This window comes from Marinococcus sp. LNSP9103-4, from assembly GCF_056034345.1.
Genome location: NZ_JBQLIA010000022.1, coordinates 35,365 through 54,809 on the forward strand (window position 1 = coordinate 35,365; position 19,445 = coordinate 54,809).

The 19,445-nt window shown below is 49.5% G+C and carries 19 protein-coding genes; 3 read left to right on the forward strand and 16 right to left on the reverse strand.

Annotated features, from left to right (window positions below; genetic code table 11):
* Positions 1-66: 66 nt before the first annotated feature.
* From ACTRXG_RS13520 to ACTRXG_RS13540, 5 genes are read right to left on the reverse strand one after another with little or no spacing between them, the layout of a single operon-like run.
* Complete coding sequence (locus ACTRXG_RS13520; RefSeq protein ID WP_474285453.1) at positions 67-1,455, reverse strand: sugar phosphate nucleotidyltransferase; 1,389 nt, start codon at positions 1,453-1,455, stop codon at positions 67-69.
* Between the two features lie 42 nt (positions 1,456-1,497).
* On the reverse strand, positions 1,498-2,256 hold the full coding sequence (locus tag ACTRXG_RS13525) for a tyrosine-protein phosphatase (protein ID WP_474278411.1): 759 nt from the start codon (positions 2,254-2,256) through the stop codon (positions 1,498-1,500).
* A 51-nt stretch (positions 2,257-2,307) separates the two neighbouring features.
* Positions 2,308-3,231, reverse strand: a complete 924-nt coding sequence (locus tag ACTRXG_RS13530) for an NAD-dependent epimerase/dehydratase family protein (protein WP_474278409.1) — start codon at positions 3,229-3,231, stop codon at positions 2,308-2,310.
* A 15-nt stretch (positions 3,232-3,246) separates the two neighbouring features.
* Complete coding sequence (locus ACTRXG_RS13535) at positions 3,247-3,741, reverse strand: winged helix-turn-helix domain-containing protein (RefSeq protein WP_474285454.1); 495 nt, start codon at positions 3,739-3,741, stop codon at positions 3,247-3,249.
* A gap of 26 nt (positions 3,742-3,767) precedes the next feature.
* The gene (locus ACTRXG_RS13540) at positions 3,768-4,508 is read right to left on the reverse strand and encodes a tyrosine-protein phosphatase (protein WP_474285455.1); all 741 of its coding nucleotides are present in this window, start codon (positions 4,506-4,508) and stop codon (positions 3,768-3,770) included.
* A 219-nt stretch (positions 4,509-4,727) separates the two neighbouring features.
* Here ACTRXG_RS13540 and ACTRXG_RS13545 point away from each other — a divergent pair, with 219 nt between their 5' ends.
* Together ACTRXG_RS13545 and ACTRXG_RS13550 are read left to right on the forward strand one after the other, a co-directional pair.
* Positions 4,728-5,900: a sensor histidine kinase gene (locus ACTRXG_RS13545; protein WP_474285457.1), complete on the forward strand. Its 1,173-nt coding sequence runs from the start codon at positions 4,728-4,730 to the stop codon at positions 5,898-5,900.
* A 60-nt stretch (positions 5,901-5,960) separates the two neighbouring features.
* Positions 5,961-6,632 carry a response regulator gene (locus ACTRXG_RS13550; protein WP_474285459.1) on the forward strand — a complete coding sequence of 224 codons (672 nt, stop codon included), beginning with the start codon at positions 5,961-5,963 and terminating at the stop codon, positions 6,630-6,632.
* Between the two features lie 318 nt (positions 6,633-6,950).
* On the opposite strand, the gene ACTRXG_RS13555 is transcribed toward ACTRXG_RS13550, so the two are convergent.
* From ACTRXG_RS13555 to rpiB, 5 genes are read right to left on the reverse strand one after another with little or no spacing between them, the layout of a single operon-like run.
* The gene (locus ACTRXG_RS13555; RefSeq protein ID WP_474285461.1) at positions 6,951-7,841 is read right to left on the reverse strand and encodes an NAD(P)-binding domain-containing protein; all 891 of its coding nucleotides are present in this window, start codon (positions 7,839-7,841) and stop codon (positions 6,951-6,953) included.
* Positions 7,842-7,896: 55 nt separating this feature from the next.
* Positions 7,897-8,721, reverse strand: coding sequence for a sugar phosphate isomerase/epimerase family protein (locus tag ACTRXG_RS13560; protein WP_474285462.1), 825 nt, complete (start codon positions 8,719-8,721; stop codon positions 7,897-7,899).
* Between the two features lie 2 nt (positions 8,722-8,723).
* Complete coding sequence (gene dhaL / locus ACTRXG_RS13565; RefSeq protein ID WP_474285463.1) at positions 8,724-9,371, reverse strand: dihydroxyacetone kinase subunit DhaL; 648 nt, start codon at positions 9,369-9,371, stop codon at positions 8,724-8,726.
* A gap of 18 nt (positions 9,372-9,389) precedes the next feature.
* Positions 9,390-10,394, reverse strand: a complete 1,005-nt coding sequence (locus ACTRXG_RS13570) for a dihydroxyacetone kinase subunit DhaK (RefSeq protein WP_474285464.1) — start codon at positions 10,392-10,394, stop codon at positions 9,390-9,392.
* A gap of 19 nt (positions 10,395-10,413) precedes the next feature.
* A complete protein-coding gene (gene rpiB / locus ACTRXG_RS13575) occupies positions 10,414-10,866 on the reverse strand; it encodes a ribose 5-phosphate isomerase B (RefSeq protein WP_474280979.1) in 453 nt (150 codons plus the stop codon).
* A gap of 233 nt (positions 10,867-11,099) precedes the next feature.
* Between rpiB and ACTRXG_RS13580 the strand changes: the two genes are divergently transcribed.
* Positions 11,100-11,891 (forward strand): DeoR/GlpR family DNA-binding transcription regulator, encoded by a 792-nt coding sequence (locus ACTRXG_RS13580; RefSeq protein WP_474285467.1) that lies wholly within the window; start codon positions 11,100-11,102, stop codon positions 11,889-11,891.
* Between the two features lie 78 nt (positions 11,892-11,969).
* Here the strand turns inward: ACTRXG_RS13580 and ACTRXG_RS13585 are convergent, their stop codons facing one another.
* The 6 genes from ACTRXG_RS13585 to ACTRXG_RS13610 all read right to left on the reverse strand — a co-directional run.
* The gene (locus ACTRXG_RS13585; protein WP_474285469.1) at positions 11,970-12,662 is read right to left on the reverse strand and encodes a CpsD/CapB family tyrosine-protein kinase; all 693 of its coding nucleotides are present in this window, start codon (positions 12,660-12,662) and stop codon (positions 11,970-11,972) included.
* Between the two features lie 125 nt (positions 12,663-12,787).
* On the reverse strand, positions 12,788-13,576 hold the full coding sequence (locus tag ACTRXG_RS13590; RefSeq protein WP_474285471.1) for a hypothetical protein: 789 nt from the start codon (positions 13,574-13,576) through the stop codon (positions 12,788-12,790).
* Between the two features lie 115 nt (positions 13,577-13,691).
* Positions 13,692-14,522, reverse strand: a complete 831-nt coding sequence (locus tag ACTRXG_RS13595; RefSeq protein WP_474285473.1) for a glycosyltransferase — start codon at positions 14,520-14,522, stop codon at positions 13,692-13,694.
* 128 nt (positions 14,523-14,650) lie between these two features.
* A complete protein-coding gene (locus ACTRXG_RS13600) occupies positions 14,651-16,429 on the reverse strand; it encodes an SLC13 family permease (protein WP_474285475.1) in 1,779 nt (592 codons plus the stop codon).
* Positions 16,430-16,513: 84 nt separating this feature from the next.
* A complete protein-coding gene (gene cysQ, locus ACTRXG_RS13605; RefSeq protein ID WP_474285477.1) occupies positions 16,514-17,323 on the reverse strand; it encodes a 3'(2'),5'-bisphosphate nucleotidase CysQ in 810 nt (269 codons plus the stop codon).
* Between the two features lie 230 nt (positions 17,324-17,553).
* Positions 17,554-19,445: N-acetylmuramoyl-L-alanine amidase (locus tag ACTRXG_RS13610; protein WP_474285478.1), on the reverse strand; the 1,892-nt coding region annotated here is incomplete at its 5' end.

The window sequence follows — 19,445 nt, forward strand, 5'->3', positions numbered from 1 at the left end:
TAGCACTGCCGAGTGCCTCCACGTGCTAACGGTGCAGGAGACATAACCGAATATTTTTGAAAAAAGTTATTTAATGAATTTGGCGGCGGAGCCGTTGTGGGCGCGCAGCACGTCATCCCATGTGTCATGAATCCGGACCGTGTCTTCGTCGCTGATATCAATGCCGGTCTGCACCTCTACAATCTCCAGATCAATGGTGGCCCGGAGCGCGTGCTTTGTGCCAGCCGGCAGGTGGACGACATCCCCCGCTTTGATGCGGTACATATGATTGTCGACCGCGATCTCCCCCTCCCCGCGCACCACCGTCCATACTTCATCGCGGTTGTGATGGTAGTGAAGCGTCGAATTTTTTCCCGACTCCAGCAGAATCCGTTTTGTAATCATCATCTGGCCGTCCGGGTACTTGGCGTAGTCGAGCACCCGCGACCAGCCCCACAGCCGCTCCTCGTACATCTGCGGGTAGCGGAAGTCCTTGATAAGCTCTTTAATCTGCGAGCTCGACTCCTTGTTGGCGACGATGATGCCGTCGGGACTCGACACAATCACCATGTTGCTCGCATCGATAACCGCGACCGGGATATCGAGCTCGTTGAAGAGGTGTGTGTTAACCGAGCTTTTGGAAATAATGCCTTTCCCGGTCTGGTTGGAGGCCATTTCCTCAGTGAGTGTGTTCCAGGTGCCAAGGTCCTTCCAGTCACCTTCATATTTTAAAACGGTGATCTTTTCCGCCTTCTCCACGACCCGGTAGTCAAAGCTGATCTCAGGGATCGTGTGGTACTGGCTTTTAAGCAGCTCGTACTCAAACGGCAGCTTTTCCTCCTCCAGAATCCGGAGCAGGTATCCCATCGTAAAGCCGAAGACGCCGCAGTTCCACAGCGCCTGACTTTCAATGAGTTGCTCCGCCGTCGCTTCGTCCGGCTTTTCCGTGAAGGCTTTGACGGTAAAGGCTTTGGTGTCTTCGTTCCACCCGTCCGGAACGATATAGCCGTATTTGGTGGACGGATAGATGGGCTGGACTCCCATCAGGGCCATATCGCTCGAGCCTTCATGAATTAGCTGCTCCAAAAGTTCAAAATTTTCAAAAAAAGTAGTGTCTACGAATGCGTCTACCGGAAGCATTACAATCACTTCCTCCGGAAACGCTTTTTCCACAGAAAACAGGTAGCTCGCTGCAAGCGCCACAGCGGCGAATGTATCCCGGCGCTCCGGCTCCATGACGAGCGGAACGTTTTCCCCAATTTGGCGTTTAATCAGGTCCTTCTGTGATTCTGAAGTGGCAATCACCGCCGAGGAAGCCAGGCCGCATGCTTCCAGCTGTCTCCACACCCGCTGGACCATCGACTCCTTTTCGCCGTCCGGCCCGTCTAGCACCTTTAAAAACTGTTTGGATCTCGTGTCGTTGGACAATGGCCACAGCCGTTTTCCCGAACCTCCGGATAACAGGACTAATCGCATCTGCATTCCTCCTTGTTTCCTGAAATTTTGGACAGAATTTCCTTACATTCGTTTAAAAAAAGCACGCTTCTTGTGCAGTGGCCTGGGCGGGTCGACAAACGCCGGTGAACCGACGAGAAGACGCTTCGTATTTTCCTGCAGCTCCCGGGCCTTTTTCAGGCCGAGAACTGCTGCTGTCTGTTCGTAGGCAGGCTTCAGGCGAAAAGGCACACTGTCTGCCTGCGAGGCGATGAAATGAGCCAGGTTTTTCCGCAGGAGCTTCAGGGCGAACCTTTGTCTTTTCCACCCCTGTCTCCCAGCCACCGCCTCAGCGCTTACCTGCGCGAGCGCCCCGTGGGATACAAAATAATAAAGCGGTTCATCCGTTTCTTCGCTGCTCTGCAGCCGCTCCGGATGTGTCATGATCGGAATATAGCCCTCGAGCTGCATCGAGTGAAACAGCGCTTTGATTTGCATGAAGGTGTCGCTGGTCTGCATTTCCACGAGGACGTAGTTGGTATCTTCGAGCGGCAGCAGCTGCCCGGATAAAAGGTCATCTACCATCTCCTTATACAGCGTAATTTCGTGGCCGCTTTTTACGTGCAGTGGAATACTTTCGGCCCGGAGCTGCATATTAAAATCAAGCACGGCTTCTTTAACCGCCAGGCCGTCGTTGTCATAGACACCCGGCCGGTAATGCGGAGTCGCAAAGACCGTCTGAATATTGTTGGCGGCTGCTTCTTTGGCAATGGCGATGCTTTCACTTACCGCCTCTGGCCCGTGGTCAAGGCCGGGCAGTATGTGCGTGTGTATATCGATCATACGGCGTTCCCCCAGGTATTTGTTTCGATTCGTTACTTGCGGGGATCGCCTTTACGCCCGGCCGGCGCGGTCCCTCTCTGTTTCCCATTGATACAGAGCCTGCAGCCCCTTGGCAATCGATACCTCCGGGTACCAGCCATACCGGTTGATTTTTGACGTATCGAGCGTTTTTCTCCTTAATCCCCCGGAGCCAGAGCCTGTGAAAAACACGGCGCCCCTGTAGCCGGTAATCCGCTTGATCAGCATAACGAGCTCCTTCGCGCTGACTTCGCGCTCCGTGCCGATATTGACCGGTCCCTTTTCGTTGTAATGGTTCATCACAAACACACAGCCGGACGCCAGATCTTCGCCATAGATAAGCTCCTGGAAGGCGGGTTCTTTTTCCGGAATCTCCACCTTCGCCTGCCACTGGTCCCGGGCCTGGATGCACCGCTGCATGGCATCGGCCACCATGCCGGACCGCCTGTTCATATCCTCCACCGCGTACATCCGCGGAGCCACCGCAATGTGAAAATTCGTGTTGGACGCCCGGTTGTAGGCCCGGCAGAGAGCGATGCCTTCCCTGGTTACCTGCGTCTGTTCAGCGTATACCTCGTCAATGATGCCCCGCTGCAGAAACGTTTCCTTCAGCGGCTGCGGGGTGTATTTCGGGTACACGTGAATATCACCGACGTACAGCAGCTTTTTCACGTTGTAGCGGGCGGAGGCTTCAAGTACGTTCGCCTGCTGCCAGCGCCTCGCCTGCAGTCCCACTTTTGTATTTGACTCTGCGTATTCATAGCCGTCAGTCATGAACACATATTCAATATTTTCCTCGGCAAAAAACGTATTGACGGCCCGGATACTCTCCATGCCCGTATCGACCCCGCTGCGCACGACCACGTTTTCGTACCCCTGCTTTAATAGGTAGTGATAAATGGCGCTGCCTGCCCGCTCCTGATGATTGGTTACGTAAATCTTCGCCTGTTTATCCAACCCGGCTTCCTCCTTTTATGATACTTTTTCTTTTTGTCTGCCTACGCTGATCAGTACCTGCTCAATATGATTCAGCATTGAAGTCGTCGCGAATGTCACCGTCGTCCCCTCCCCGAGGTAGAACTGCTTGCCCCAGTGCGGAGAGTTTTCCTCCACTTCAATCACATATTCCACCGGCGAGCTCCTTTTCGGATCGGGCGTAATATAGATGGTTTTCCAATCGATGCCCTTCAGCCGCTCGTGCAGTTCGTCCCAGTATAAGTACTGTTTAATGAGGGACTCCATCTCCCCGTGCAAATAGTAATCTTTATTGATTTTGTAGTAGCGCCGGTTTTTGACCCAGCGGTCGGTAATTAAATTCATGTCATACAGCCTCCGCAGTTCGAGGCGGATAGCATTTGTTGACTCCTTGCATTCGCGCACGAGCTCACGCAGATACGTTTCTTCCTCTGTCAGATAAAATTTCATTACGAGTCGCAGTCTTGTTTTGGATGTTACTAATTGATGCAAAATTATCTCCCCCTCCATTCCTTCATCTATATCAATGATTGCTTTGCCGGCGGTGTGATCCTCCCCCCGTTCAGCAGCAAATGCGTATTTTTCTGCATTCGCTCCCACTCCTCCAGCCGCTGCATTCGGACAAACTGCCAGTATGCCTGATCCAGGCAGAACGGCTGGTCATAAGCACTGCAAGCGTTCGAGGCCACAAAGTGCACGAGCCGCTTTTTTAAAAAATATTTTGCCCAGCGCCTGTCGCCTCTTCCATCGCGGCCGAGCAGCGCTCCGGCGCTGATCTGCACGGCTGCTCCTTCATTCACGAGCGTCTCAAGGCCCCCATGCCTTTTCTGAAACATCTGCAGCCGCTCCGGCGATGAAAGAATGGGAATAAACCCGCGATTGTACAGTTTTCTGAGCATCTGCCGGACGTACAAAAAGCTGTGGGTTTCATTCATATGAACGAGTACATAATTGGTATGCTCCAGTGGCAGAATCCTTTTTCTTTCCAAATCGGTTTCCATTCCGTCATACAGGGTGACTTCCTGACCCGAGCGGACGCGGACCGGAATCCGGGCTTTCAGGAGCTGAAAATTCAGAAATTTCACCGCCTCCGTAACGAAAACGGCATCAAAATCGTACGAAGGATACCGGTACCTCGGCGTTGCGTAAATAATGCTGACACCGGCCGCTGCTGCCTGCCTGGCCATTTCCAGGCTTTCGTTCATCGTGTTTGGTCCGTGATCAAAGCCGGGAAGAATATGGGCATGCATCTCAATCATGTACTCACCTCTTTCCTATCGAGTAAGGCAAATGTCCTATTTGATATTTTTTAGAATATTTTGCCTGTTGCCGTTTCTTTTATATTAATAGTCCAGTATAATTATTAATAGTAATTACCTAGTCATTAATAATCACACAAATGTTAATAGTCATATGACCTTTTCTAGGAAGATGGGACCCCGCGCGGGATTACCCCCGCCGAAAGGGAGTGGACCTGAATGAACCGCCGCCAGCGAATTTTCATGTATACGATCCAATTCATAGCCATCATCGCAGCCGGACTGTTCGTATACATGGAGTCGCCGGACGAGCGGTGGCTTGCCGCAGGCCTCTGCTGGGTATTTGGTATTATCCAGATGACCCGGCTCGTCCTTTTATCCATACCGCTTGCCCGCTTTTCCTCGGTAATGGTCATCAGCCTCCAGTTCATCATTGCCTGGACAGTTCAGGCGATTGTCGGGGGATTTGTGCCGCAGACGCTCTTTTTCGTCCTGATTGCCGAGCTCGGATACCGGGCGCCTAGGCGCTTCAGCTTTCCGTTTATGCTTTTCTGCTACGCGGGGTTTGTTAGTGCTACAGCCTTTCACGAAGAGTTTCCGGCGACTGCCGGTATTGCCTTTGTGCTTCCACGCTTTATCGAATACGTCCTGTTCTGGGGATTCAGCTATTTGGCCAAACGCTCTACCGAGCAGCGCAATGAGCTGCAACGGGCCTACGACCGGCTCCGCCTGTATCACCGGGAGATGGAGGACAAATCCATCATGCAGGAGCGGCTGAAGCTCTCCCGGGACATTCATGACAGCGCCGGTCATTATTTAACCACCTCCATGATGGCGCTTGAAACAGCCAAACGGCTGCTCGAAAAAGGCGAAGTCGAAAAAGCCCGCACCCAGCTGCAGACGTCCAAGCACCAGGTGCAGGAAACGATGAAAGAAATCCGGAAAACGGCTCATTCCATGGCGCATACCGATGGCTTCATCGACCTTTCGGCTGCACTTGAGGGACTTCTCGTTTCCACACGCGATACGTCGGATGTACGGGTGGAGTGGCAGTTTGACGAACCGCTGCCCCTGCTCCGGGCGGAGCAGGAAATGCTTTTGTACCGGATGCTCCAGGAGGGGCTCACCAACGGCCTCCGCCACGGCGGATGCACATTCTTTTCGTATACATTGTCCACGAAGGTCCCCGGCCAGCTGATTGCCCGGCTTGAAGACAACGGACGCACTGTCACGAAAAACGTAAGCTACGGCTTCGGCCTGCGCGGGCTTTCCGCCCGGGCGGAAGAACTCGGCGGTCTTCTGCGCTTTGAAGCCATTGCGGAAGACAGAAACGGCATGGCGCTCGAGCTGCGCCTGCCGGTCAAGGACCGGAGCCCTTACACCCCGTCATAATATGAGCTGACTTTTTATATGCATAAATCTCAGGATAAGTATCAGAAGGAGGATCTGCAGATGGAAACCGTTCGGATAGGGATTGTCGATGATCATGCTATTGTCCGGGACGGACTGGCGATGATCATGGAGCTTGAAGAGGATTTGGAAGTGGTCGGTATTGCGAGAAACGGGGCGGAAGCAGAAATGATGCTTACGAACGAGCTTCCGGACGTAGTGATGCTTGATGTGTACTTAGAGGGCAATAACGGCATCGAATGGCTGCCGGATTTTCAGCTGACATCGCCGCAGACGAAGTTTATTATGCTCAGCTCCTACGTGGACGCTGAAAACGTCATCCAGGCGCTTGCCAACGGGGCGAAGGGATTTCTTCTGAAGGACTGGGAAAGCGAGGAGCTCGTCCGCTGCGTGCGCCAGGTGGCCCGCGGCCAGATGGTGCTTCCGACATCGGTCTCGGAGACGCTGAGCGACCAGCTCGCTGCCCGCAACCGGAAGGACGGGGCCCCGCATTTTCAGGAAACCGAGGACACCACCGGGCTGTCTCTGCAGGACCGGCGGATCATGGATCTGCTGCTCGCCGGCTACTCCAACCAGGAGATCGCGGATACGCTGTTTTTAACGCTCGGCACCGTCAAAAATTACCTGACCGCTATCTACAGGAAAATCGGTGTCCACAACCGCCGCGAAGCCATTGCCTATTTCCAAAAAAGACACAAACAAACCGGCTCCTGAATGGCAGGAGCCGGTTCGAGCTGGGTGGAATATGAGGATGAAGAAATTTTGGATCATTAATATACTTATGGTTTTTCTCTTTTCACTCACAAATACTATTTTATATTTATTTTTCGATTTATATCGTTCAGCTTCAAATATTGCCGTTTTAACTATAGTTGCCATCGCTTTAAGCATCCTCAGCCAATGGAACTACCGGAAACACTATAAACATACAACACGTCCATGATTTGTTTAAGGCCACATCCATGCGTAAACCTGCCAGCTGGATAAACTAGCAGTGACCTAAGTTTTTAGAAGACCTTTATTAAACGCGGTTCAGCCACCTTTTGGAGTCTGGCAGTTCCCCATCCTCTCAAAGAAATTAATAATGTGGGAATGGTCCCTTTTCCCGTTTCCGTTCACAATTTCAGAGTGAAAAATTTCTTTCACCAGGTTCGTGACAGGAAGCGGCACCCCAATCGCGTTCGCTGAGGACTGAATGTTCTTTAAATCTTTGTAATTCGTTTCAATGCGGCCCCCCGGCTCAAAGTTCCGGTCGATAATCTGCGGCATTTTCGCCTCCATGACAGCACTGCCTGCCAGGCCGCCGTGGATGGCTTCAAATAGTTTATTTAAATCAATGCCTGCCTGGCTCGCATACACGCAGGCTTCGGATAAAGCGGCGAGATTTCCGCTGACAATAATCTGATTTGCCAGCTTTGCTGCAGAACCGGTCCCATTCGCCCCGCAATGGACAATATTCTCTCCCATTGCTTCCAATACGGGCAGTACCTTATTAAAGTGGTCTTCGTTCCCGCCTGCCATAATGGAAAGCCTGCCTTCAACCGCCATTGGCTCTCCGCCGCTGACAGGAGCGTCGATAAAATGAATATTCATTGCTTCCAGTTTACTGGAAAACAATCTCGATTCCTCTGTTGATACCGAGCTCATATCAACGATAATGGTTCCTGGCTTACTTGCTGCAGCCAGCCCTTTTTCTGCAAATAACACCTCGGACACGTGTTTTCCTTCCGGGAGCATCGTGATGATGACATCGCTGTTTTCCGCTGCCTCCTGGCCTGTTTTACACGCCTGGCCGCCTAAAGCTGCCAGTTCGTTGACCGCCTCCGTGTTTAAATCAAAAAGGTACGTCTCAAATCCCTTACTGATAAGATGCCCGGCCATCGGTTTGCCCATAATGCCTAAGCCAATAAATCCAACCTTCATACGACACGCCTCCATGCAACAGTATTTGAATAAATTCCGGTAATGCTAAATGCTCTCAGCTTCCCTGAATGACCGGGTGGAGGTGTTTATTGACGTAGCTGCCAAGCTCTTTAATGACTTTACCGGTATCCGGCTCCGCTGCTCCTGTTTCCTCTTCGAGCATCACCCAGCCGTCGTAGCCCCCGTCCTTCAGCACCTGCATGCACCCAACAAAATCAATGTCACCTTCACCCATTTTCTTCCATTCATGATTTTTGGAAGCTTCTTTAAAGTGCACGTGTTTAATTAACGGCAACGCTTCCCGGAAAATGTCCACCGGATCCATATCGCCGAACATGATATGACCGGCATCCGGCGTATAGCCCATGTATCTTTCATCGAGGCCATCGAAGAGGACTTCATAATCCTCCCGGGATTTCCAGTAGGAGGTTTTATAGGAAATCGGATGAAGTGAGGTCACAATGCCGTGCTCCTCCCGTGCACGCTTTCCCAGTTCATTAGCACCCCTGATAATCTCCTGCTGTCGCTGCCGTACATTGTCCCGGCTGGCCCCGACTCTGGACGGTACGTTCATCACAGCTTCCGGAAAGTGCTTTAAGTATTCAAAATAGTAATTTTCTAATTCTTTTTCCTGCTCTGAAGGTTCTCCCCCTTCAAACGCATGCGGAATTGTCAGTGCAGCCAATTGAAGTCCTCTTTTATCAAGCTCTTCCTTGAAGCGCTCCGGCTTATCCCTATACTTTCCAAGCAAAGAAATCTGCATATCCAGGCCTGTCAGCCCTCCATTTTTTACATCATCCATGATCTGGTCCATCATGTCTGCCTCTACATCATAATCCAGCACCCATGTGGAACCCTGGCACCCAAATTTCATGACCATTTTTAATGCTCCCCTTTAGTAATTTTTAAATTTAAGGCTTCGGTGACAAAAGTGGAGAATAGAAGCTGCATCGAGGTCGCCCCCGGGTCCTGGTGTCCTATGGAGCGCTCGCCCAGCCGGCTCGATCTGCCTTTTTTGGAGCTCATCTCTTTGGTGGCCTCCATTCCATTTTTCGCCGCCACTGCTGCTTGTTCAAATTTTTGTTCCACCGTTCCCTCTTCACTCTCGAGGACTGCCTGAACAGGATATAAAACATCCATCATCGTTTTATCTCCCGGCTCCGCCTGGCTTCTTTCCTGCACGCCGCGGATAAATTCAATCCAAAACTGCCTCATATCTTCCATGGAAAGCTCGGTTTTATTTTTAATTGCCTTCGCCCCGGCCATAAAGCCGGACGCATAGAGCGGACCTACCGATGATCCCACCGCGCTTAAAAAGGAGCGCCCTGCTGTCATGGCGATTTTGCCGCAATCCGTTTCGTCCGCCAGCGTTGAATGAATAGACTCCTGCACGGCTTTCCAGCCGATACTCATCGTGATACCGTGATCGCCGTCTCCAAGCGCCCGGTCCAGTTCACATAAATAGGTTTTGTTTTCTTCCATTACGCTGTGAGCACTCTCAAAATAATTTTTCCAGTCCTCTGTCCTCATGCCGTCATCTCCTCCTGCTTAACTCTGTGTATACATCGGGCACTGGGCCGGAGCATCAATGAATGGTTTTAATTCCTCATCCATTTTTAGAAGCGTGATGGAGCATCCTCCCATTTCCAGGGACGTACAGTAATCTCCTACGTAGGACGTGTAAATGTTTATTCCTTTTTCATGAAGAAGGCTTTCGACCCTGTCATACATGATGTAAAGCTCCATCCTGGTCGTGGACCCGAGACCGTTAATAAGTACAGATACTTCATCCGTGGATTCAATATCCATTTCATCAATAATGTTGTTTAAGATCCGTTCGGTGACCACGTTTGAAGTAGCCAGCTTGCTTTTTTCCACGCCCGGCTCCCCGTGGTGGCCAAGGCCGATTTCCATCTCATCCTCTTCGAGATTAAAGCTTGGCTGTCCGGTTTGCGGAAGTGAGCACGGAGAGAGGCCGACGCCCATGGAGCCTACATTCTGGTTCGCCTTTTCGGTTATTCGGTACACCTCGTCGAGCGAAAGACCTTCCTCCGCTGCCGCCCCGGCTACCTTCGTCACAAAGAATTCCCCGGCGATGCCCCTTCGTTTTTCCGCTTCTTCCCTTGGCGCTGAAGCTATATCATCCTTTACGATGACCTGCTTTACTTCTATGTTTTCCTCCATGTCTGCAATATCCGCTGCCATTCCAAAGTTCATAATATCTCCCTGATAGTTCCCGTATAAAAGCAGGGCGCCCTGGTTGGTGTTCGTTGCTTTTATTGCCTCTACGATTGGATCCGGAGGCGGAGAGGAAAAGATATTGCCCACCGCGACGCCGTCAGCCATTCCTTTCCCTACATAACCCATAAAAGCTGGTTCATGGCCGGAGCCTCCTCCAATAATTAAACTGACCTTCTCCTTCAGCCCGGCTTCCGTGCGGACAATCGTTCTCGGATGGGCCTCTACCCCCTTCACATGTTGAGAATGCGCTTTCAAATAACCGTTCAGCATTTCTTCGACGACGACGTCCGGATCATTAATTAACTTTTTCACCGTTAAGCCTCCCTATTTATCATTTTTTCATAAATTCTTTTTCTTTTTCCGAAATCTTATTAACCTTCCGCTCTGAATTGCCTCCCTGAAATTCTACGCTTAAATACGTCTCCACAATTTTTTTAGCGTGCTCTGCACCGATGACCTGGGCGCCCATCGTAATAATCTGGGCATTGTTACTTAATTGGGCCCGTTCAGCAGAGTAGGCGTCATGACATTGCGCAGCTCGAATGCCCGGAACTTTGTTAGCTGAGATAGCTACCCCGATACCGGTGCCGCAGATCAAAATACCCCGGTCAGCTTTATTATCGTTAATATCCTCCGCTACTTCAAATGCAACATCCGGATAATCCACTTCTGTACAGTTATAGCACCCATAATCTATGACCTCGTGATTCAGTTCTTCCACGTGTTTTTTTATCGTTTCTTTCAAGTCGTAAGCGACATGGTCACTTCCAATAGCTATTTTCACTATTTCCACTCCTCGTTTCTGTTAATATTTGATTAAATTTTCGCACTTTTATTTTTGTTTGTCAATTTTTATTTTTATTTACTTTCGAAAATTGTCGTTTATACTAAAATTAATAAATCATATTAGATATAACAAAACAAAACGAAATACTATAAAGGAATTTAAATTAAATATTTTGCTAAAAGTGAATTTTTCTTCTACTATGAGGAAGAGAATATGACTCGAAGGGTGAAATGATGACTAAATTATTTGTAGCGGAACGCCGGCAGAAAATCCTCGAATACTTAAACGTTGACCGCCGCGTTACTGTCCGCGGCCTGGCAGAGAAAATGAACGTATCAGAAGTAACACTCCGCTCCGATTTGAAGGATATGGAAAATGAAGGGCTGCTTCGCAGAACTCATGGCGGAGCTGTTTTACCTGAGACAGAAGAAAACGAAATTAATTTTTCATCAAGAGAAAAGAAAAATAAAACAGAAAAAATAACGATCGCCCATATGGCGGTGTCGTTAATTGAAGATGGCCAATGCATTCTTTTGGATGCCAGTTCGACAGCGCTTGAGTTTGCCCGGCTGCTGAAGGAAAGTCATATGCGCCTTACCGTCGTTACCAGCGGTATTTACACCGCCCTGGAATTAAGGGAAAATCCTAATTTAACAGTGATTCTTTTAGGAGGAGTCGTCCGGCATGGGTCCAGCTCGTTGGAGGGGGTTCTGGGGGCTGATATGTTAAATAAAATCCATGTTGATTTTATGCTTACTTCCGCCAGCGGTTTTACTGTTAACACAGGGCTTACGGACTTTAATGTATACGAAGTTGATTTAAAAAAACAGATGGTAGCCAAAGCCAGTAAAGTCGTCGCCCTTATCGATCATTCAAAAATTAACAAAAGCTCTATTTCTTCCTTTGCCTCTCTCCATGAAATTGATTATTTTATTTCAGACGAGCCGGTTTCCGAGGATATCCTTACGGAGCTTGAGAAGCATAATATTCAAACTCTTTTTTCCCTTGTAGACTACAGCTGATTTTCTTTGCTTAAAAACTAATTCTTCTGTAAAGGCAAACAAACCGGCTCCTGGATTACAGGAACCGGTTTGTTTTGTTTATCCGTAATAGTAGTAATAGCTCTGATCCATCCCTTTTTTCTGGTTCAGAATACAACCGAGGATCGGCACACCGCTCACTTCCAGCAGATCTTTAGCCTTCCGGGCGGCATCGTTTTCGGTTTCTCCGGCTTTGACGACGAGAATGCTTCCGTCGCAGTGGCGGGAGATAACCTGCACGTCCGTCACCGCGAGCACCGGCGGCGCATCAAATAAAATTACGTCGTACTGCTCGCGGGCGAGCTCCACGAGGTGCGCCATCGAACGGCTACCGAGAATCTCGGACGGGTTCGGCGGGATCGGGCCGCTTGGCAGAATATCGAGGTTCGGTACTTCGGTTTCCTGGACGTACGCTGCGTACTCTCCGTGATTGGTCAGGGCATTAATCAGCCCGTGGGTATTCATGCGGCGGAACGTGTAGTGCACAGTCGGCTTACGCAGGTCGGCATCCACGAGGAGCACCTTTTTTTCCTGCTGGGCCATCGTTACTGCCAGGTTCGCCACCGTGGTGGATTTTCCTTCTCCCGGCCCTGCTGATGTAACCACCATCGTCTGCATCTCTTTATCCACCGAGGAATATTGAATATTAGTACGAATCGTGCGGTACTGCTCGGAAACCGGGGATTTACTGTTCAGCCAGGTGATGAGCTTCCGCTGATTCGTGTTCGTCTCTTGCTTCTTTTTTCGTGCCAAACGCGCACACTCCTTTTGATTTCTGTTCATCACTCATTATATCGGCCGGGTGCTTCATTCATTATAGGCGTAGTATAGCATATTCGGGCAGACACCGGTCCATTTTTCCAAAAAGCAGGACCTTTTTATGACCCGTTCTCCGTCCATTGCTGCCAGATGCCGTCCGTCCAGGCCGTGTGCCCCTGTTCGGTCGGAACCGGCTTATCCTCGCCGACGTAGTCAGTCAGTTCTTCATCATCCACCGCCGGCCAGGCGCTCCAGTGATTCAGGTAGGTAACGCTGGCCTCATCCGCATATTCTTCAACCGCGCCGAGCTGTTCCAAATAATATTGCGCTTCATACCAAGGCTGCGGCGCGCTGATATAGTACGCGCTGTCGTTTTCCTGCACCGCTTCCGTCACTTCACGGGTGGCGTAAATGGTATCGTCGCTGCTGACCGTGCCATTATCACTCACCGCAAACGGCACAAAGATAAACAAATCAGCATCGGCTCCGGCCATTTCCTCCGGCCCGCCTTCGTTCAGTACCTCAAGTGACGTGCTGTCATCATATGTAATCGTTTCTACTTCCGTGTTAACCCCGTTCCAGTTCTCCTCGATCCGGTCAGCCAGCTGCTGCGGAAAGCTATTGTTACCTTCCGAGGTCACTGCTCCCGAACCCGCCACGACAAGACGCAGCGGTTCCCCGGACTGCTCAGCTTCTTCCAGCTGGTTCTGCAGGCCGGCGTTGAGCCCTTCACCACTGATGCCGCTCTCTGATTCGCCTTCGGAGGAAGCACCGCTTTCGCCGTTCTGCTGTCCGCTTCCTCCAGCGCCTCCTGCATTATCGATGCGGTCCTGGTAGTACAGCCAGCCCGCGATCAGCACCACAGCCGTAATCAGGACGAGGATAAATAACCCAATTGATCGTTTCATGAGATCTCCCCCGCTCATTATTCCATTTCTTAAGTATTACGAAAATTTTCCAGGTTGTAAAGACGAAATCCGAAAAATTCCAGCTGTTATTTTACGGACTCTTCCATTTTGTTATTTAAAACTTGGAATACCTCGGATCGATGTGTTCTTTCAGCTTCATCATTGTCGGCTTTAAAAAAGAAGGCATTCCAAGCATCACTGCAGAAACGGTTAAAGAAACCAGTTTTGTTCGTCTCGTGCTTCCGATAAGCTTCGTGCCTCTCCACCTTGTTTTAGCATCAAGCCACCGGTGCCGTATATTTCTTTTTTTCACATGGTGCGCTTCCATGCGGTAGTACAACAGCGTTTCCGGAATATTATGAAAGCCACTTCCGTTACCCATGAGCCGGAACCATAAATCATAGTCCTGCGCCACAGGATACGTTTCATTATAGCCGCCCACCGACTCTAAAGCGCTGCGCCTGATCATCGCAGAAGGATGAATAACCGGGCTTGCCAGCGGAATGGTCTTTTTAACATCTTTATGGTAAACAGGCACTTTCCGGATATCTATTGGTTCGCTGTCTTTATTAATATTCATGGCGTACGATCCTACTACGTCAAGTCCTTCGTGTTTCTCGAGAAGCTGCACCTGTTTTTCCAGGCGTTCCTCATGCATCACGTCATCGGCATCCATTCGCGCCACGTATTTTGTTTCTGCCATTTTCCACAACTCGTTCAATGTAGGGGTCAATCCCCGGTTTTGTTTATGTATATCAATCAGTTGGAACCGTTTATCATTTTTGATGAATTCCTGTAATTTATCTGCAGTATTATCGATGGAAGCATCATCAATCATATAAACGGTAAAATCCGGATACGTCTGGGCAACAATGCTTTGCAGGCATTCCTCAATATAACCTTCGGCATTGTGTGTAGACATAATAATCGTCACTAAAGGATTCATTTTCTATGCTCCTAACTATGTATCTTTATTTTTATATGCCTGGCGGCCGATTGGGCCGCCTTTTTTAGTGTATCACAGCCACCCATTGGTTTGGAGGAACTACTCCAAACCGCTTTCATATCCATCCGTTAAAAGTAAAGATAAGAAACGACCCCGACCGTCACAAGCATTGAAATCAGCGTAAGCGGCATTCCTACTTTTAGATAGTCGGAAAACTTATACCCACCCGGCCCGTAGACAATTAAGTTGGTCTGATAGCCGATAGGAGTAATAAAGCTTGCTGAAGCAGCAATGGCAATAGTTACCGCTAAAGCCATCGGCTCCACATTTAAACTGTCCGCGATACTTAAACCAATAGGGATCATCAGCACTGCTGCCGCGCTGTTAGTAATCAACTCGGTGAATATATTGGTTAAGGCGTAAATTAGAAACAGTACAGCAATTATCCCAAGGGGTTCTCCAAAAGACAGCAGACCCCCGGCCATCCAGGCAGCAAGCCCCGTTTCCGTCATCGCGTTTCCTACACCAAAAGCACTGGCAATGAGCAGCAGCACCTGAAACTGTACATTCCGCTTCGCTTCTTCAGGCGTAATAATACGTGCAACAAGAAAAATAAGCACCGCCAGAGCCATTGCCTGAAACATACTGAGCCATCCGATGGTTACTACTGCAATCATAACCATCAGTACAGCCAGAGAAAACCATCCTTTCGCCGGCGGTTCCTTGATCGTGTCAGGAGTATTCAGCGCTGAAACGACATAAAAATCTGTAGAGCTGCGGTATTTTTGCAAGAAATCTGATCCTGCCAGCAGCAGAAGGGAATCTCCGGGCCGAAGGCGAATATCGCCAATCTTGCTCTGGATGCGTTCATTGTTTCTATGCACCGCGACTACCCCGGCATCATAAGCCGAGCGAAATTGTGCTTGTTTAATGGATTTAGACTGCAGGGAGGACTGATGGGAAACGACGGCTTCCACTAGTTGGTTCGTATTATCCCGGAGATCATCCAGGCTCAGATCCGTGCCAGTTTTTAACGTCAGCCCCGGAGAGCGTTGTAAATCCGCCATTTTCTCTATTACACCGGTAAATATTAAACGGTCTCCCGCCTGCACAATGGTATTTGAACTCACGGGAGAAATCCGCTCATCTTTGCGGATAATTTCAATCAGAAACATGCCCTGTAAATCCCGCAGTCCTGCTTCCTGTACTGTTTTCCGTATAAACGGAAACGAAGGCTCCACCTTCATCTCACATAAGTATTCCTTCGCTTCTTCTTCCAGCTGCTTTTGTACATTTTCATACGCAGGCAGCAGCCGGTAACCAACTGTGAACAAATACAAAAGCCCAACCGCTGTTAACGGCAGGCCTACGACTGCCAGCTGGAACATGCTGAACCCCGTTTCGCCATAGTCAAGCAGCATCCCGTGGACCACTAGATTGGTGGACGTTCCTATAAGAGTAATTGTCCCTCCCATAATGGTTGCGTAGGAAAGGGGAATCAAAAATTTGGAAGGTGAGTATCCCCGTTCTTCACACCATTTTTTGATAACCGGCGTGAAAGCAACGACAATCGGTGTATTGTTTAAAAACGCCGACATTCCTGAAATGGGAATAAAGGTCCTCACCATAGAAGAAACAGGACCGCGGCTCTTTTGCAGCCATCTGGTCATAAATCTCTCCACAATTCCGCTTTTCTGCACAGCCCCGGCAACAATAAACAATAAAGCAATTGTCAGCATACCTTCATTTGAAAAACCGCTTAATGCCTGTTCAGTCGAAAGAATTCCTGTCAGCATCAGCACGACAAGAACAGAAAAAACTATCATGTCCGGCCGAGCCAGTTCAAAAAAAAGAGCCAGAAGCATGCCTGCAATTAATACCATGACAAAAACCATCTCGATGGTCATCTATGTATCCCTCAATTTCCAAGTAACCTGATATGTTTAATTATACAGCAAAAGAGACTCTAGCAAAGAGCCCCTTTTAAAATATTATTTTACCGTTTGCACAAGAAACCATCCGTTGCGCTGCTCTTCCCGGTTGTAGTCAAAGCGCCGGCCATCCTCGTGCCGCACCACTTCTCCGCCGGCCGCTTCCACGATGGCCTGCCCGGCGCCCGTGTCCCACTCCATTGTCGGAGCGTAGCGGGGATAAAAATGGGCTTGCCCTTCCGCCACCAGACAGAATTTCAGTGAGCTGCCGGCAGATACCACGTCAACAGTTGAATAGGTTTCTTTCAAATTAGTGATAAACGCTTCCGTTTCCTCCGACATGTGAGAGCGGCTGGCGACAACATGGGCAGTTGTTTCCGGTACAGAGGCATTCAGTTTCACACCATGCTGCTTTAATGCTTCCTCTCCAATAGGCTCGAGAGTGGATGCCTTTTCCACTTTATACGCTCCTATCGAGGCACCGCCAATATATAACGTGTCCTGCGCAGGTACGTAAATAATACCAAAAACGGGGTAGCGGTCTTCGATTCTAGCAATATTCACCGTGAATTCATCATTTTTCTTAATAAATTCCTTGGTGCCGTCAAGCGGGTCTACGAGCCAGAAAGACGCCCACTGTTTTCTTTCTTCATAAGGGAAAGCATTGCCTTCCTCACTAATAACCGGTGTTTCAGGGTCTGCTTCTGCCAGGCCCCGGGCAATAATGTTATGAGCGCGTTTATCCGCTTCAGTTAAAGGAGAATCATCCTCTTTTTGTTCGACCGAAAAATCGCGCCTGTATACGTCCATAATTTCGCGTCCGGCATCAATAGCAATTTTTATAACAGCACTTGTAATATTTGTTGGCATCCCTAATACTCCTTCAAAATATTTTTTCTAATCCATCAACGCATCTCAAAATTTTATTATACGCTTTTTTCTATTTCCTTAAAAGCCAGTGAAAGTTTTCTAAAAAGAACGGTCTCATAACTCATATATCAAATAGGCCGTTCGTATAATATAAAAATCAATAAAAAAAGCCTTCCATATAAACAGATTTGTTTGTCTGTTTATACAGAAGACTAAACTATATTAAAAATTTAATTTTTGCTGAAGTAAGAATTCGTTCCTTGATAAATCCCTTCAGCAAGCTTTTCTCTGTAGGAGCTTTGCTTCAGGTAGGAAGCTTCTGTGGAATTATCGATGAAACCAAGTTCCACCAATACGGATGGTACTTGTGTTTCCCGGATCACGTGGAAGTTCCCTTGTTTTACACCACGGTCACGGCCGGAGGTTGCCCGGATCATTCCTGCCTGAATTTCTTCAGCGAGTTCTTTGCTTTCAGCACGTTCGTACTTACTGTACCAGTATGTTTCGATACCATTACCGCCGCCTGCGTTTGTGTGAACGCTGATAAAGGCGTCTGCATTGGCTCTGTTTCCGATAGAAGAGCGCTGGGAAAGCGTCAAATACTTATCGGATTCGCGTGTCATAACTATATTGGCACCGGCTGCACGTAATTTGCTTGCAAGGTATTTTGTTGTTTCGAGGTTGATGTCTTTTTCTCTTAATCCATTTGCAGTTGCGCCTGGATCACTGCCGCCATGCCCTGCGTCCAAAACGATTGTTTTGCCGGATACTGCGGATTCAGATGGATACGTTTCTTCTACATTTAAGGCTGCACGAAGAGCTTTCATCGTGTTCGGACCGGCTACACCGTCGACCGCAAGATTTTCAGAACGCTGGAAATCTTTTACTGCCTGATCGGTGGCGGAATCGAACTGGTTGGATGGATTGCTTACATTCATGAAACCAAGCGCTTCAAGATCAAGCTTTAGCTGAACCACGCCGTCATGAGTTGTACCTACCTTCATGATCGAAATCGAGCCGTAGTTTCCTGGATCACCGACGTTGCTTGAACCATCGTCACTCCCTTTAGTGCTGAGAACTTCGCTGATTTTCGCTAGTGTCTTTGGACCGGCTACACCGTCTACGTACAAACCATGATCTCGCTGGAATTCTTTCACCGCGGCTTCCGTCTGTGGACCGAATTTTCCATTCGGACTCGAGATGTCCAGGTAGCCGAGCGTATACAGGTCTTTTTTCATTGCCTGGGCTGCCGGGCTATCCACGCCATCCTTCAACAAGCCGCTGTCATTCGAGCTGCTGTCATCGCTGCTGTTGTCATTATTAGTATCATCATCTGAAGACGGGCTCAAAACTTCGCTGATTTTTGCCAGCGTGTTTGGTCCTGCGATGCCGTCTACGTACAAATCATGATCGCGCTGGAATTCTTTCACGGCAGCTTCGGTCTGAGGCCCGAATTTTTCATTCGGATTAGCGATATCCAGATACCCAAGGGTATAAAGATCTTCTTTCATCGCCTGAGCAGCTGGACTGGTTACTCCGTTTTTCAAGGTACTGCTGTCACTGTCCCCGCTGCTGTCGTCGTTCGACGGCGGGTTCTTCATCACCTCGCTGAGTTTGGCGAGCGTGTTTGGTCCCGCAACGCCGTCCACGGTCAGCCCGTGGTCGCGCTGGAATTCCTTCACGGCGGCTTCGGTCTGGGAGCCGAAGTTTTCGTTCGGCTCGGCGATATCGAGGTAGCCGAGCGTGTACAGCTTCTCCTTCATCGCTTGGGCTTCAGGACTCCGCACGCCGTTTTTGAGGACGCTGCTGTCACTGTCATCGCTGCTGTCGTCGTTCGACGGCGGGTTCTTCATCACCTCGCTGAGTTTGGCGAGTGTCTTCGGCCCGGCCACCCCATCCACGGTCAGCCCGTGGTCGCGCTGGAATTCCTTCACGGCGGCTTCGGTCTGGGAGCCGAAGTTTTCGTTCGGCTCGGCGATGTCAAGATAGCCGAGCGTGTACAGCTTCTCCTTCATCGCTTGGGCTTCAGGACTCCGCACGCCGTCTTTGAGGACGCTGCTGTCACTGTCATCGCTGCTGTCGTCGTTCGACGGCGGGTTCTTCATCACCTCGCTGAGTTTGG